The organism is Priestia abyssalis (genome assembly GCF_002019595.1).
Classification (GTDB): domain Bacteria; phylum Bacillota; class Bacilli; order Bacillales; family Bacillaceae_H; genus Bacillus_BA; species Bacillus_BA abyssalis.
On the sequence record NZ_KV917369.1, the window covers coordinates 4,669,464 to 4,685,596 of the forward strand.

At 39.7% G+C, this 16,133-nt stretch carries 16 protein-coding genes; 3 read left to right on the forward strand and 13 right to left on the reverse strand.

What is annotated here, in order from left to right; all coding sequences use genetic code 11:
- Nucleotides 1–23: 23 nt before the first annotated feature.
- The 3 genes from BK575_RS22350 to BK575_RS22360 are packed head-to-tail and all read right to left on the reverse strand — an operon-like array spanning nt 24 to nt 2,052.
- Nucleotides 24–434, reverse strand: coding sequence for a Fur family transcriptional regulator (locus BK575_RS22350; RefSeq protein ID WP_078413791.1), 411 nt, complete (start codon nt 432–434; stop codon nt 24–26).
- Nucleotides 431–1,273 (reverse strand): metal ABC transporter permease, encoded by an 843-nt coding sequence (locus BK575_RS22355; protein ID WP_078413792.1) that lies wholly within the window; start codon nt 1,271–1,273, stop codon nt 431–433. The genes BK575_RS22350 and BK575_RS22355 overlap by 4 nt, the downstream gene beginning before the upstream one ends.
- Nucleotides 1,270–2,052: a metal ABC transporter ATP-binding protein gene (locus BK575_RS22360; RefSeq protein WP_078413793.1), complete on the reverse strand. Its 783-nt coding sequence runs from the start codon at nt 2,050–2,052 to the stop codon at nt 1,270–1,272. Before BK575_RS22360 ends, BK575_RS22355 begins: the two co-directional genes overlap by 4 nt.
- 395 nt (nt 2,053–2,447) lie before the next feature.
- Between BK575_RS22360 and BK575_RS22365 the strand changes: the two genes are divergently transcribed.
- The gene (locus tag BK575_RS22365) at nt 2,448–2,702 is read left to right on the forward strand and encodes a DUF2624 domain-containing protein (RefSeq protein WP_078413794.1); all 255 of its coding nucleotides are present in this window, start codon (nt 2,448–2,450) and stop codon (nt 2,700–2,702) included.
- Nucleotides 2,703–2,791: 89 nt separating this feature from the next.
- Here BK575_RS22365 and BK575_RS22370 read toward each other — a convergent pair whose 3' ends face one another.
- Nucleotides 2,792–3,685: a deoxyribonuclease IV gene (locus BK575_RS22370; RefSeq protein ID WP_078413795.1), complete on the reverse strand. Its 894-nt coding sequence runs from the start codon at nt 3,683–3,685 to the stop codon at nt 2,792–2,794.
- Between the two features lie 292 nt (nt 3,686–3,977).
- Nucleotides 3,978–5,288 carry a DEAD/DEAH box helicase gene (locus BK575_RS22375; RefSeq protein ID WP_078413796.1) on the reverse strand — a complete coding sequence of 437 codons (1,311 nt, stop codon included), beginning with the start codon at nt 5,286–5,288 and terminating at the stop codon, nt 3,978–3,980.
- A gap of 320 nt (nt 5,289–5,608) precedes the next feature.
- Here BK575_RS22375 and vrrA point away from each other — a divergent pair, with 320 nt between their 5' ends.
- Both vrrA and BK575_RS22385 read left to right on the forward strand, forming a co-directional pair.
- Nucleotides 5,609–6,109 carry a VrrA/YqfQ family protein gene (vrrA, locus tag BK575_RS22380; RefSeq protein ID WP_169907947.1) on the forward strand — a complete coding sequence of 167 codons (501 nt, stop codon included), beginning with the start codon at nt 5,609–5,611 and terminating at the stop codon, nt 6,107–6,109.
- A 167-nt stretch (nt 6,110–6,276) separates the two neighbouring features.
- Entirely contained in the window at nt 6,277–7,224 is a 948-nt protein-coding gene (locus BK575_RS22385; protein WP_078413798.1) for a 4-hydroxy-3-methylbut-2-enyl diphosphate reductase, read from the forward strand.
- 223 nt (nt 7,225–7,447) lie between these two features.
- Here the strand turns inward: BK575_RS22385 and BK575_RS22390 are convergent, their stop codons facing one another.
- From BK575_RS22390 to BK575_RS22425, 8 genes are all read right to left on the reverse strand, one after another.
- Nucleotides 7,448–8,569, reverse strand: a complete 1,122-nt coding sequence (locus BK575_RS22390) for a Nif3-like dinuclear metal center hexameric protein (protein ID WP_078413799.1) — start codon at nt 8,567–8,569, stop codon at nt 7,448–7,450.
- A complete protein-coding gene (locus BK575_RS22395) occupies nt 8,562–9,275 on the reverse strand; it encodes a tRNA (adenine(22)-N(1))-methyltransferase (RefSeq protein WP_078413800.1) in 714 nt (237 codons plus the stop codon). The genes BK575_RS22390 and BK575_RS22395 overlap by 8 nt, the downstream gene beginning before the upstream one ends.
- A 330-nt stretch (nt 9,276–9,605) precedes the next feature.
- Entirely contained in the window at nt 9,606–9,968 is a 363-nt protein-coding gene (gene cccA, locus BK575_RS22400) for a cytochrome c550 (protein ID WP_078413801.1), read from the reverse strand.
- A gap of 391 nt (nt 9,969–10,359) precedes the next feature.
- Nucleotides 10,360–11,499 (reverse strand): acyl-CoA dehydrogenase family protein, encoded by a 1,140-nt coding sequence (locus BK575_RS22405; protein WP_078413802.1) that lies wholly within the window; start codon nt 11,497–11,499, stop codon nt 10,360–10,362.
- A 274-nt stretch (nt 11,500–11,773) separates the two neighbouring features.
- Entirely contained in the window at nt 11,774–12,325 is a 552-nt protein-coding gene (locus BK575_RS22410) for a hypothetical protein (protein ID WP_078413803.1), read from the reverse strand.
- 72 nt (nt 12,326–12,397) lie between these two features.
- Nucleotides 12,398–13,525: an RNA polymerase sigma factor RpoD gene (gene rpoD / locus BK575_RS22415; RefSeq protein ID WP_028394927.1), complete on the reverse strand. Its 1,128-nt coding sequence runs from the start codon at nt 13,523–13,525 to the stop codon at nt 12,398–12,400.
- A 51-nt stretch (nt 13,526–13,576) separates the two neighbouring features.
- A complete protein-coding gene (gene dnaG, locus BK575_RS22420; RefSeq protein WP_078413804.1) occupies nt 13,577–15,376 on the reverse strand; it encodes a DNA primase in 1,800 nt (599 codons plus the stop codon).
- Between the two features lie 40 nt (nt 15,377–15,416).
- Nucleotides 15,417–15,902 carry a YaiI/YqxD family protein gene (locus BK575_RS22425; protein ID WP_078413805.1) on the reverse strand — a complete coding sequence of 162 codons (486 nt, stop codon included), beginning with the start codon at nt 15,900–15,902 and terminating at the stop codon, nt 15,417–15,419.
- Nucleotides 15,903–16,133: the final 231 nt, after the last annotated feature.

Sequence of the window (16,133 nt, forward strand, 5' to 3'; positions counted from 1 at the left end):
AAAAAGCGGGTTTCCCCGCTTTTTTATTGGCATTCTACACACTTTCCGTATATTTCAAATTTATGGCCTGTCACATCAAAGTCTTTGAGGTCTTCCGATAAATGTTCCATTGGACACGTCTCAATTTCTTTTGTTTTACCACAATCTAAACAAATAAAATGATGATGGTGATGGGATGTAGCACATGTAAAACGAAAATGCTTTTCTCCCGACAGTTCCGTCATCTCAAAAATTTCCAATTCTACAAACAACGATAAATTACGATATATAGTATCAAAACTCAATCCTGGGTAATCCTTCTTCATATGCTCCAGTACATCTTTTGCCGTTAAATATTTGTTGGATTTTGAAAAGAGACTGAGCATTTCTTCACGTTTTCCTGTATGCTTATACCCCTCTTGTTTTAACAACTCAATCGCCTGGCTAATATTCATTTCTTATTCCCACTCCGTCCTTTATTGAGGAGAATTGACCCTATTAGGATTAACACTGCAATGACGACGATAATTCCACCTGGCGCCAAATCCAAGTAATAAGATAAAAACAATCCTCCAACAACTGAGATTTCACCAAATAAAATAGATAAGAAAATCGTTTGTTTAAAACCAGTTGCTAACCGAATGCTGGCCGCTACAGGCAAGGTCATCAAGGCGGAAACCAGTAAAATCCCGACAATCCTCATGGAAGCCGCGATGACTAATGCAACCATCACAATGAATAAGAAGTGAACCCATCTTGCTTTTACACCCGAAGCAGCCGCATGCTCTTCGTCAAAAGATAAAATGAACAATTCCTTATAAAATAAAACCACAAGAGTCACAACCATAATTGCGATAAATGTAATGGTCCATAAATCTGACCTGCTGACCGCACTCACGCTTCCAAATAAATAGTTGAATAAATCTGTATTGAAGCCGTCTGCCAATGAAATAAAAATAACGCTAATCCCGATTCCTCCTGATAAGATAATCGGGACGGCCAACTCTTGATAATGCTTATAAACCCCACGCAGCTTTTCGATAAAGAGCGATCCCATCACAGAAAACGCCATTCCTAGATATAATGGATTCAAGCCTGCAAACAGTCCAAATTTCTTCTCGAGCAATAAGCTTGCTGAAATGCCGGCTAAAGTTACATGGCTTAATGCATCGGCAATGAGAGATAAACGACGAACCACAATGAATACACCTAAAAGCGGGGCAAGAAATCCAATTAAAATTCCTGTTAAAAAGGCATTTTGCAAAAACTCAAACTGAAAAATACTCTCGATCATACACGTTGACCCCCATGTTGATGGTCATGTGTCAATACATGCACATGATGTCCGTAAAATATGGACAAATCATGTTCGCACAAATGATTAAATTCTTCTGTTTCTCCATGGAAATGCAGATGTTTATTCAAACAAGCCACATGCGTTACCTTTTCTGTAATCGTTCCGGTATCGTGCGTTACCAATAACAGTGTAATCCCATGTTCTTTATTTAGCGTTTCTAATAATGTATAAAAATTTTGGACGTTTTGCGCATCTACTCCAACTGTAGGCTCATCCAAAATCAATAGCTCAGGCTCACTGACCAACGCACGGGCGATGAATACACGCTGCTGCTGACCGCCTGAGAGCTCTCCAATGTTACGGCGGGCAAATTCATCCATTCCTACTGCTTCAAGCGCCTTCATGACCTTTTCTTTATGTTCCGCTTTCATAAAGCGAAACAGCCCTAACTTTGAAGTTAACCCGGTTGATACAACTTCAAATACAGTAGCCGGAAATCCTGTGTTGAAACTATTGGCCTTCTGGGAAACAAAACCAATTTTGTTCCATTCTTTAAACTTTTGAATGTCATGGCCAAATAAACGAATTGTGCCGCGTTGCGGTCTTTGCAGCCCTAACACACACTTGATGAGAGTTGATTTCCCTGAGCCGTTTGGTCCCACCAACCCAAGAAAAGCCCCTTTAGGCACCGTTAAACTAATATCTTCTAACACCGTTTGCCGGTCATATTGAAAAAAGAGATCTTGAATCTCAATGACATTTTGTTCTTGTTTCATCATTTATCACCAAACTTTTTTTAAGAATCATTACGATTTAATCATTATTGTAGTATACATCATCAAAATATGGTTTGTAAACAGTAAAACACCGTCTTAAAAAAGATCGGTGTTTTACTACAACGTTCAAAATCATGACGATTGCGGCAAAATGAATGAAAGAAACCAAGTCCGGAACAATACAATCTAAAATGGGGAATGAATTCTACAAATGCTGTCAGGAATAAAGAACCGCTCATTTCCAAAATCGCGAACCCTTTCCCAGCTCTTAGCTCACTTTCTCATTCTGCTGCAGCACCCCTTCCCTGTTCATCCCATACATTATAAAGGAACTTCCATCACCGGTATTCACTATCCGCTAGAGCGGGAGACAAACAACATAAGGAGGGAGAAGCATGAAAATTTTTCAACAAATCGTCAATCATAAAATCAACCATTTAACGGTGAAAGAATTACTAAAATACAGCAAGGAATATAAAATCTCCTTAACGGACGAACAAGCACAACAGCTCATTTCCATTATTAAAGAAAAGCCCGTTAATATTTATGATACAAGTGAACGTCACGATTTAATTAAAAAGATTGCTCGCATTACAAATGCCCAAACTGCAAAAAAAGTACAACAGTTACTTCAAGATTTAATGAAATAGGTTAGCAAAAGGCATTTCCCGGCCTTTTAATTAAACAATTTCCAAAGAATACACGGAGGTTAACTTCAAGGAGGATGCTCTCCGTGCAGTTAACCTTCCATTAATTTTTGTTGGAGTACCGGGTCAAACGTCTTGGAAAGAAGCATCTCAATTTCCAATTTATATGGAGGTTTCTTCTTATTTTTGTCCTCCCCGACATAAGGAGTCTCCAAAATTTTAGGTACCTGTACTAAGGATGGATGATGGACAATATAGTTAAGTGCATCGAATCCAATATGGCCGAATCCGATATTTTCATGACGGTCTTTTCTTGCCCCGCGTTCATTTTTACTATCGTTAATATGGAGGACTTTTATGCGATCAATACCGATAATTTTATCAAACTCGTTTAACACGCCATCAAAATCATTAACTAAATCATATCCAGCGTCGTGAGTATGGCATGTGTCAAAACATACAGATAGTTTTTCGTTATGCTTAACCCCATCGATGATCATCGCGATTTCTTCAAAGCTTCGTCCGCATTCCGACCCTTTTCCCGCCATAGTTTCAAGAGCGATTTGAACCGTTTGTTCAGGTACCAGCACTTCATTTAACCCTTCAATAATACGTTTAATTCCTGCTTCAGCTCCGGCGCCTACATGTGCACCAGGATGAAGGACGATTTGCTTCGCTCCAATGGCTGCCGTCCGTTCAATTTCCATGCGTAAAAAGTCGACACCGAGCTCAAAAGTCGCTGGATTTGTCGTATTTCCAATATTAATGATATAAGGTGCATGAACGACAATCTCATCGATCCCATGCTCCTTCATATGTTTTAAACCTGCTTCAATATTGAGATCTTCTATTTTTTTCCGTCTTGTATTTTGAGGGGCACCTGTATATATCATAAATGTATTCGCTCCATAGGAAACAGCTTCTTCACTTGCTGCCAGTAACATTTTTTTCCCGCTCATCGATACATGAGAACCAATTTTCAACATACTACACCTCTACCTTTTCAACTTTCATACAGCCTATCTTAACACACCTTATCTTACTCATCCAAAGATACGGTCTCATAAGCTTTTTTTACAAAAGGACCGACATTTGGTCAATCTTTCTTCAAAAAATGAACGATCATCTTAAGACAATCCATTAGCAGGAGACAGAACTATCTTAAAACGAAAAGGAACCATTAATTAAAATTCTTCATTCCACTGAATTTCTCATAACGGTTCCTTTTCAGGAGGGTGAATCAAACGGGCAAAAAACAGCCCGTTTGATTCACCCTCTTTATTTTTTCTTTGCACGTCTTTGTTTTCTTGCAAATTTCTCAACTTCGCTTTGATGTTTCTTTTTATACCCTGGTTTTACCTTTTTCGGCTTTTGAATGAACTTTCGTGCTTGAACTTCCACTTCATCTGTCTTCTTTTGGCGTTTTTTACGGTGGTTTCGATCTTCAACTTCAATCCAATTGCCACCTTTAAGATCCTTGTTGACAAATTCAATGCCCATTTTTTCAAGTTTCACGATAGCATCTTCATCACTAAGTTCGTAAATGGTCGCTGCAATACCTGAATATCCAGCACGAGCGGTACGCCCAACACGGTGAATATAAAAATCTAGATCTGAAGGGATTTCGTAGTTAATCACATGGCTGATTCCTTCAATATCAATGCCCCTTGCGGCCAAATCTGTGGCTACAACGTATTGATACTCCAATTCTTTAATTTGTTTCATCATCTTTTTACGCTCGCGGGGCGGCAGATCTCCATGGATTCTCCCGACGCGCAGCCCTTTGGCTGTCAGCGCATCAGCTACCTCATCCGCCATTTTTTTCGTATTTGTAAACACGATGGCAAGATACGGATTATAAGATATTAACATATCATGTAATAGCGTCGTTTTATTTCGATGGCGAAGAGGCACCAGTACGTGCTCAATCTTTGCTGCTGTCGCTTGTTTCGGTGCAACATGCGTATATTTAGGATTTTGCAAATATTTCTTTAAAAATGGTTTCAGCTTTTCCGGAATTGTAGCAGAGAAAACAAGAATTTGAAGATGTTCCGGCATCGCAGCAGCAATCCGGTCCACATCTTCAAGAAATCCCATATCCAACATAAGATCGGCTTCATCTACTACTATAGATGTCGCAGTGTGAATTGACAAAGCGTGTTCTTTAGCTAAATCGTGAATTCGCCCCGGCGTTCCCACTACAATATGAGGCTGTTTTTTTAATTTGTCGATTGCTTTTTGCTTATCTGTTCCACCTACTAAGCATTTCGCCGTAATCTCTTGATCTGGATTGCAAAATTTCGTGATTTTTAACACTTCCTCATAAATTTGGTTAGCCAATTCACGAGTAGGTGCCGTAATCACCACTTGCACTTCTTCTCTTTCAGGTTCCACTTTTTCAAGAAGCGGCAGTAAATAGGCATGCGTTTTGCCCGTTCCCGTTTGAGATTGCCCGATGGCACTCTCCCCTCTTAAAAGGGTGGGAATCAACCTCTCTTGAATTTCAGTCGGTTGATAAAAACCTAGTTCTTTAACGGCTTCTATAATAAACGGTTGAAAATTAAAACGTTCAAACTTTGTTTTATTCATCTTTTTCTCCTTTATTCCTATTTATCCCGAATTAGCGGACAGTAAGACCCCCAGTGATGGAAGTTTCCTTTATCCCGCTCTAAACATAAGCACAATATATCATTATAATGGATTTTTAAGCTGATTACTACTCATTCTCGATGTCTATTCCCTTCTTCTATGCTGCATTAATCAATCTATCGGGTTTTTACAGACCATTATACCCTAGTTAAAGAAACAAGATTCCCGTTTCGGATAAAGCGGGATAAAACAAATCTCCTTTGTTCCGGCGTACGCATATAGTATAGATGAATCCCTATTATATAAGGAGGTGTATTTATTTGTTGCCAAGACGACCATTTCCCCCTATGCCTTCCCGCAACTTCCCTATGCAGCCATTTTTTCAACAACAACCTATGATGATGAATCGCTCTTCCGGAGGACTGCTCTCCCGTCTCTTTGGAGGAAGAGCTCAATCCATACCTAATATGACAAATGCTTCACGGATGGGTTCATTGTTAGGTAACGTTCAAAATGTCACAAATCCATCTTCGATTAGTTCAATGATGACAAACGTTCAAAAAATACTGAAAGTGGCTGAATCTGTAGGACCAATGGTACAGCAGTACGGACCTGTGGTCAAAAACATTCCCGCTATGTTTAAAATTTACAAGGCACTAAAAAGCGATGATACAAGCGAGGAAGAAACAGAAGCCATCGAGACCGCGAGTGAGGAAGTGAATGATGGGAACCCCTTCGATGAAGATACATTCAATGAGCTGGAAGCAGAGTTTATTGAAAGCCCTCGAAAAGGAGCATCCAAACCAAAACTTTACATTTAAAGCAACATCCCTTAACTAAAATTAATTATATTTCCTCCTCTTTGCAGAAGGGGGTGAAGCTAAAGGGGCATCTTTCTCCTTTGGCTTCACCCCCTTTCTCGACAATTCCACTTCCTCTCTTATATAATAGGAAGAGTCATGTTTCCTATTAGAAGGAGGATTCGAAAATGGAAGTGATTAAAATTGCCCCGCGCGGATATTGTTACGGAGTTGTAGATGCAATGGTTATTGCACGCAATGCCGCTTTAGATAAATCTTTGCCAAGACCCATCTATATTCTTGGAATGATTGTTCATAACAAACATGTAACAGATGCTTTTGAAGAAGAAGGAATTATTACACTCGACGGAGCCAATCGCCTTGAAATCTTAGAACAGATCGAAAGCGGAACGGTCATTTTTACAGCGCACGGCGTATCGCCGGAAGTTAAAAAGCGCGCTAAAGAAAAAGGCCTTGTGACCATCGATGCCACATGTCCTGATGTAACAAAAACCCATGATTTAATTCGCGAAAAACAAGCACAAGGATATGAAATCATTTATATCGGAAAAAAAGGGCATCCAGAGCCGGAAGGTGCCCTTGGTATTGCACCAGAAATCGTCCACCTCGTGGAAAAACCGGAAGATGTTGAAACACTCAATATCAAAAGTAACAATATTATCGTGACTAATCAAACGACGATGAGCCAATGGGACGTCGTTGACATTATGAAAAAGGTACAAGAAAAATATCCGCATGTCGAAGTGCATAAAGAGATTTGTCTAGCAACACAAGTAAGACAAGAAGCAGTAGCAGCGCAAGCGAAAGAAGCAGATGTCACCATTGTAGTCGGTGATCCAAAAAGCAATAACTCCAATCGCCTTGCCCAAGTATCCCAAGAGATTGCAGGTACGACGGCGTATCGTATTGGCGATGTTTCCGAACTGGAAATCGATTGGATTAAAGAGGCCAAGACAGTAGCAGTGACGGCCGGAGCTTCAACGCCGACCCCTATTACAAAAGAAGTAATCACCTTTTTAGAGCAATTCAATCCAAACGATCCATCAACATGGAAGAAAGAGCGAACGGTTCCTCTCTCAAAAGTATTACCTAAAGTAAAAACGCCAAAACTATAGGTATTTAAATAAAGACATATAAAAGCAAAGAAACAGCTTACGAAAAAACAGCAAAAAGGACTCGCCATGAAAATCCAGTTAAAACAGGGATTCCATGACGGGTCCTTTCAATTTAATTAATATTAGGAAACCTCCATCAGCTGGGGTCTTACTGCCCGTTAATGCGGGATAAACCATTATTTTGATCGTCAGCTCTTCAAGCCCTTTATTACCATACGGTTATTTACATAAAAGTAAATGGATTCGTATCAACTTGAGACGAGACGATTTCACACGCAAACTTACTTTCCTCACACATGTTTGACAAAATATCCGTCACGCCTTTTATCATCACTTTCTCTACATGATGTCCAGGGTCAATGACATTCAATCCCATCATCATCGCGTCATGTGCAACATGGAAATATAAGTCTCCCGTCACATATACATCTGCACCCTTATACTTTGCACTGGATATATATTTGTTGCCATCTCCGCCTAGTACCGCTACCTTTTTTACCTTATCTTCCAGATTTCCTACCACTCTTAACCCTTTTACATCCAGGGATACCTTCACGTGTTCTGCAAACTCTCTTAATGTCATTTCATTTTCAAGCTTTCCAATTCTCCCCAACCCATATGTCATTCCCTCATTTTCCAACGGGTAAATATCATAAGCTACCTCTTCATAAGGATGATTTTTTACTAAAGCTTGAATAATTTTACGTTCTGCATTTTCTGGGAAAATGGTTTCAATTCTTACTTCATCCGCTTGCTCCAGCTTCCCCTGTTGACCAATAAACGGATTAGTTCCTTCCATTGGCAAAAATGTTCCTTTTCCTCGAATATTAAAAGTGCAATGGCTGTAATGTCCAATATGCCCCGCTCCAGCCTGACAAATGGCCTCTCGAACTCTTTCGGCATGTTCTGTCGGGACAAATGCAGCCAGTTTTTTCAGTTTCACATTTGTCGTCGGCACCAAAACGTCTGTTTCTATTAATCCTAAAGCTTCTGCCAACAAATCATTCACACCGCCAATGGCGATATCTAAATTAGTATGGGCTGCATACACCGCAATATCATGTTTAATGCACTTTTCAAATAAACGGCCCGGCATCTGATCGGTAATAATCTGTTTAAGAGGGCGAAAAATAGGCGGATGGTGAGCGATGATTAAATCGATTTGGCGGGAAATGGCCTCATCGATCACCTCTTCCAATACATCCAATGTAATCATTACTTTTCGGATTGGCTTATTCAATGTCCCTACTTGAAGGCCAATTTTATCCCCTTCCATCGCCAAACTTTTAGGGGCAAATGATTCAAATAGCTGAATAACCTCATACCCATTTGGCACTTTATTCATTCGAGAGCACCCCCTTAATAATAGCTATAGCTCGTTGAAGTTCTTCTTTCCTCGCTTTATTTTCCGGCGTCTCCTCAACGCTATCCAACTGGGTGATTACTTTTTCCCAATGCTTTTGTTCATGTGTCCACTTTTTGATAAAAGCTGCGCTTTTCTCCCTCATTAAAATGGGGCCGAGCAATAATCCCGCTTCTTTTTCTTTGCCATAAGGCTTTAAGGCTTCACCCTGTTCAGCCGCAATAATCTCATAAATTCGGCCATCTTCTTCTAAAATTTTCTCTTCTTTAATTTCCCATGAATGTTCGAGCAGCCATTCCCTTAATGTCTTCGCCCCGATATTTGGCTGCAACACAAGGCGTTGGACTCCTTCCAACTTGTTCTTTCCTTCTTCTAAGATGGTGCGAATCAATGTTCCACCCATTCCGGCAATGGTGATGCAATCTACTTCGTTGGGCGAAATAACTTCAAGACCATCCCCTTTACGCACCTCAATTACTTGTTCTAGTCCCGTTTTTCTTACTTGCTGAACAGCCGATTGAAAGGGTCCGTCTGTAATTTCACCGGCAATCGCACTTTTAATGAATCCTTTTAAGTAGGCATAACATGGTAAATAAGCATGATCAGAACCAATATCAGCAATGGCAGCATTGGATGGGATCAGTTTTACAACTTCCTCTAAACGTTTTGATAATTGTAATTCGTTCATATCTTCACCTTTTATTATGTATTCGTGTCTCTATTTACTGCATAATCATAACCCACTGAGTTAGTCAGCGGATGGAAAAAGAACACATCGACTTTGTTCCACCGATAGATGTTCTACTTTATCATAAATTGTTCATTGGACACATGCAAGCAAACTCTATCTTATCATACCCCCTTGTTCCTTCCTAAAAGAGTTCAACATATAAAAGGACGCTTGAACATACGTTATTCAGTATGCTCAAGCGTCCTTTCGGGGTGAATCATTTCCATGAAGCTCTCCATACAGACCGTTTAAAAAAGCCCTGGAAGAAGCTGTGTAATAGATTCGAAATTATTTTAACGTACCAAGCCATTCTGCTACTTCATCGGCTTTGTCAGCTGGGACTAACCCTGGCGGCATTGAACCACGGCCGTTTGTAATAACTTCTTTAATTTCATCTTTTGATAACTTGTCCCCTACTCCTTTAAGAGCAGGACCTACGCCGCCTTGATATTGGTCACCGTGACAGCCGATACAGCTTTGCTTATAGAGTTCTTCCGGCGTTGCTGCAGCAGTTTCCTGTTCAGCTCCACCGCCCTCTTTCTCTGTAGCTATTTCTTTTGCATTGTTCACACCATTAACAGATAAAACAAGCATAAGAACAAGTCCTATTGCCATAATGAGAAAAAAAGGTGAAAGCGGGTTACGGTTCATTTCGTCTACCTCCTTATGTATACGTTATCAATTATGAATAGTGAAAAAAGTATAAACACACTCTATTTTACTTCAAAATAATAGTGAGCGAAACCCCTATTCTTGAGGTTCTGGATGATTTTCACTAAATAGACAAAAAATAACTAAGAGGATGAATCAAATGATATAAAAAATTATATCATTTGATTCATCCTCCTGAAAGGACCCGCCATGAGAAATCCCATATAACCTTGGATTGCGATAGCGGGTCCTTTCAGAAAAACATTCTTGATTATCTATGTCTAAATGACCAAAAATCTTACAGCCGATAATCCTTTTCCCTATTCAACTATAACATAAAATAGCATTACACACATATTCAATTTTATCACTCAGGCTAATAAATAAAAACTCAGCATCCGATTTCTCTTGCGATCACCATACGCTGAATTTCTGAGGTGCCTTCTCCAATTTCTAAGAGCTTAGCATCTCTCATATAACGCTCCACTTGATATTCCCTCATATAGCCATATCCTCCATGAATCTGAACGGCCTGGCTTGCAGATTCCATACAAATTTCGGAGGCATATAATTTACACATAGACGCTTCTTTTGTAAATCGACGTCCCTGATCCTTTAACCATGCAGCTTTATAAACCATTGTACGAGCCAATTCAATTTTCATAGCCATATCAGCCAATTTAAATTGGATGGCTTGAAAAGAAGAAAGAGGTTTCCCAAACTGCCTTCTTTCTTGTGCATATTTTAACGCGCGCTCATAAGCAGCTTGAGCAATCCCTACCGCCATCGCGCCAATCCCAATACGTCCTCCGTCTAATGTGACAAGGAATTGTTTTAAACCTTCTCCTCGTGCTCCAAGGAGATTTTCTTGAGGGACCCTTACATCTTCCAGGACCAATTCTGTTGTATTCGAAGCATGGAGTCCCATTTTTTCGTAATTATCAATAACAGTAAAGCCAGGTGCATCAGTGGGGACAATAATTGCAGAGATCTCTTTTTGATCACCTTTACGCCCTGTAATAGCTGTCAAAGCCAAGTGTTTAGCATAACTTGCATTCGTAATATAACATTTATTTCCGTTAATAATGAAGTCTTTCCCATCTTCTTTCGCCTCTGTTTGCGTTCCACCGGCATCACTCCCTGCATTCGGTTCTGTTAATCCAAATGCCCCGAAAGATTCACCTGTACATATAGGGACAAGGTATTTTTGTTTTTGTTCTTCTGTACCAAATAGATGGAGAGGTGCTCCCCCTAAGGATACATGGGCAGAATATGTAATTCCGGTTGAACCGCATGCACGGCTCAGTTCTTCTACAACAATCGCAAAACTGACCGTGTCAGCCCCACCCCCGCCGTACTCTTCGGGAAACGGTAAACCCATAATACCCAAGTCAGCCAGCTTTTGAAAAACCTTTAACGGGAACTGCTTTTCCTTATCGCGTTGTTCTGCTTCAGGTGCCACTTCCGCTTCAGCAAACTCCCGAATCGTCTTTTGAATGAGTTTCTGCTCTGTTGTTAAGTCAAAATTCATATACATCCCCCCACTCTTTGAATCCGCTTACAACAAAATTATAAAGCACACACCTTAATTTTCACAACTTTTAAATTTTTTAAACATTTCATGTTATAATAAAGAAAACTTTTAAACATAAAGAATTTTCCCTTTGTCTACAACAAATCATCAGGTTCTTTATGCAAAAAATAGGTGTGATCGTACTTCTATTATGAGTTGGCAGACTAAAATTTCACGTCAACAGCCGCCGTATGCCTTTATTGCGTTGTCCCATCCATTGGCTGCAAGAGCCTTAAACGTTAATGCTGAATAGGTTAAAAACAACGATAAGAACTAGTCCAATGAATCCCGCCATCTTAAAATAAATAATCTTCAAACGAAATCCTGCGATGATCCACAAAACACAGTGAAAGACAAGTAGTATCATCAAAATCAAGAAATTTTTGGGGAAATAAAAAGAGACGGCTTCATATGACAGAAATAATAAACAGATTGCGGCCATACTTAATAACCCGTGCACAAAAAAATTTTTTTCTATGTAAAATAACACGGCCCCTAAACAAACTAATATAAAAAGACTATAAAGGAGCATTTGCAAAACGAAAGACAATTCAGTAAAATAAATGACAAGAAGCATAACTGGTAAAAATAACAAAATGATACTAAAAAGCCACCCTTGAAAACGCTTTTTAGGCCGCTTTGATGAACTCGTTTCTTGGCTGTCTGCATTTCCTTCTGTATATAATGCCAATAAATAATTACAGTACTGTTCAGGCAGCAAATGACTTTCTTTCCACCACTCTATTTCGTTTATGATGACTTTTTTTTTCGTTTCTTGATTCATCTGTTTCACTCCAAAAAAAATAGTTTACTTCTATGATAAGAAGTAAACTATTGAATGTAAATAATGAATTCTTTACTCTAAAAAGTCTTTTAAGCGTTTGCTTCGGCTTGGATGGCGCAGTTTGCGAAGTGCTTTCGCTTCAATTTGGCGAATACGCTCACGTGTAACTCCGAATACTTTTCCTACCTCTTCGAGAGTGCGTGTGCGCCCATCATCAAGTCCAAAACGTAAACGCAATACATTTTCTTCACGATCTGTTAATGTGTCTAGTACGTCTTCCAGCTGCTCTTTTAATAATTCATAGGCAGCATGTTCAGAAGGAGATGTTGCATCTTGATCTTCAATAAAATCACCTAGGTGGGAATCATCTTCTTCACCAATCGGTGTTTCTAATGAGACTGGCTCCTGCGCAATTTTTAAAATTTCACGTACTTTATCCGGAGTTAAGTCCATATCTTCTGCGATTTCTTCCGGAATTGGTTCACGGCCCAAATCTTGGAGCAACTGGCGTTGCACACGAATCAATTTATTGATTGTTTCTACCATATGAACGGGTATACGAATCGTTCTTGCTTGATCCGCGATAGCCCGGGTAATGGCTTGTCGAATCCACCATGTAGCGTACGTACTGAATTTATATCCTTTGCGATAATCAAACTTTTCAACCGCTTTAATTAATCCCATGTTTCCTTCTTGAATCAGGTCCAAGAATAGCATACCGCGTCCTACGTAGCGTTTTGCAATGCTGACAACGAGGCGCAAGTTAGCTTCAGCCAGACGGCGTTTCGCTTCCTCATCACCATTTTCAATACGTTTGGCCAGCTCGATTTCTTCTTCAGCAGATAATAAATCGACGCGTCCAATCTCTTTTAGGTACATGCGAACAGGATCGTTGATTTTTACTCCTGGAGGAACACTAAGGTCATTGAGGTCAAACTCTTCCTCTTTTGATAAATCTTGAATATCCGGATCATCCTCATCAACATCCGATTCATTCATTACCTCAATTCCTTGTTCACCTAAATACTCGTAATATTCGTCCATTTGATCCGATTCCAGTTCAAATCCGGACATGCGCTCTGCAATTTCTTCATATGTTAAGACACCGCGTTTTTTCCCTATTTCTGTTAATTGTTCTTTCACTTGATCGAGGGTTAATTCAGAGTCTAATTCTTTAGAGCGAGCAGATTTTTCAGCCATTTGGCCCCCTCCTTCCGCAATTGTATTGCTATATAATAAAGTTAATACATACTATTTCAACACTTTTTTCAATTGAAGAATCTCCATTGCGATGGATGCCGCTTTTACGTAATCTTTACGTCGTTCAGCCTCTTGCTTATCTTTTTCTTTTTCTTTTATTGTTAACCATTTTGGATGATTCAACACTTGCTGCACATAATCATTTAGTGCCTGTTCTGAGAGTTCTTCATTAATAGACATCATCGCCAGCTCAGATACGAGATGCACTAATTTTTTTTCAGGCAAATACTCAACGAACAAACTGATATTGGATTCATGCCCTTCTTCATAAAAACCATATAAATACGCAGCTAAAGCCCGATGTTCTTCTATGTTAAAACTGCCGCCAATCATATCCTGAACACGAAGAGCAAGATGCTGATCTTTTAGCATATAAGAAAGAAGAATTCTCTCTGCGTTTTGATAAGCCGGTAACAGCTTCGTTTGAGAAGCCGATTGTCTAGCTATATTATTTCTATTCCAATGAGCATTATCCTTTTTCTTTTTTTCAAATCTATAAATTTGATATTGCTGTTTGAGTGCTTCCAATGAAATTGAGAACTCTTCTGACAACTGCCTTAAATAATGATCGCGCTCCACAGCTTTAGGGAGAGAACCGATTTCTTTCAGAACTTCATCGATGTACTGCATCCGTTCCGCCTCATTTTGAAGGTTTTTTCCTCTCCTTAAATACTGCATCTTAAACGACATCAACGTCAGACTCGCCTCAACCACTTCTTGCCTAAACTTTTCCGCACCGAATTGCTGAATATATTCATCGGGATCGTATCCTTTAGGCATAGTGGCAACCTTGACATAACAGCCTGCTGCATTCAAAGTATGTGTTGCTTTGTGAGCTGCCTCAATTCCTGCTTCATCCGAATCATAACAAACAATAACCGATTCGACATTTCGTCTGATGATTTTTGCCTGTTCATCTGTTAAAGCCGTTCCCATTGTAGCAATTCCATTTTCACAGCCAGCTTTAAAAGCGGAAATGACATCCGCAAACCCTTCAAATAAAATGGCCTCTTGATTTTTTCTGATGTGCTTCTTGGCCCGGTGAAAATTATAAATGGTTTTGCTTTTATTGAAGAGGACTGTTTCAGGGCTGTTTAAATATTTCGGCTGTCCCTCACCTAAAATCCTCCCGGAAAAAGCAATCGTTTTTCCTTGCAAATCGTAAATAGGAAACATAATTCGATTTCGAAAGCGATCAAAATACCCGCCGTCTGAATCTCTTTTCACAAGCAGCCCTGCCTGTTCCATTTCATCGGGCGAGAATCCCCTTTTGGTTAGGAATTTCATCGCAAAATCCCATGATTCCAGCGCATAGCCAACTTCAAACTCTTCAATCATCTCAGCTGTAAAGCCACGCTGTATTAAGTAATCAAAAGCTTTTTGACCCTCTTTTGTATTTACTAATAAATGATGGTAAAATTTCTTTAAGAGCTCGTGTGCTTCAATCATCTTGTTTGCAGGTTTATGAATGGAAGATTGAGGCTGGTATGTTGGAAGTTGTATAGGGATACCAATTTTATCAGCAAGTCGCTTAACAGCTTCTAAAAAAGTGAGTCCTTCCATTTCCATGACAAACGAAAAAGCATTTCCTCCTGCCCCGCAGCCAAAGCAATGATAAATTTGCTTTTCAGGGGCAACCGAGAATGATGGAGTGCTCTCTCCATGAAAAGGACATAAACCAAAATAATTTCGTCCTTGCTTTTTTAATTGGACATAATCACTGACAACATCCACAATGTCAATAGAATGTCGAATGCGATCTATTACTTCGTCTGGTATACGTTCCGCCATCCTTAACAGCTCCGTGTATTATATTATTCTTCATTAAAAACTAAATTCCTGCAAGTTTCGACAATAACTTATCCATGTTTGTGATAAACCGTTGCCGTTCTTCTTCACTAAAAGGTTTAGGACCTTTAGAATGATGGCCTGCTCTGCGTTCTTTTGCAGAAACGTAACGAAAAAAGAGAATCGTATCCATATCTTCTTTATTAAAATATTTCCCGCGCGGAGACAAAGTATAAACCCCTTGTTTAACGAGAATACTTGCCAGACCTGTATCTTGTGTTACAACCACGTCATGCTCCTTCACATGGTTCATGATATACAAATCGACAGCCTCTCGGCTCATATCAACATATTTCCATTCTCCAGCATCTATTTTATGTTGAACATGGGCGTATGAGGCAACAAAAATAACATGAACATTATATGTATCGGCAAGGTCCAAAATTTCTTGTTTGACAGGACACGCATCAGCGTCGACAAAAATATTGAATTTTCTGTGTGTATAACTCTCTATTCTACATCCCTCCACAGATTCCTTCTTTGGATTGTCATTTTACATATAGATGGTTTGTCGAAATTATTCCTGTCTCATCTCATCATTTATTTATCCCTCATTAACGGGCAGTAAGACCTCCACTTCAAAACTTGGCGTAATCGCGGAAGTTTAAGTGGGGGACTAATTGCGCCCGATTAAAGGAACATAGAGTAACATCGCCGCGTCCTGGGGCAACGCCTGCGTGACCCGCATCGTGAGGGCCTA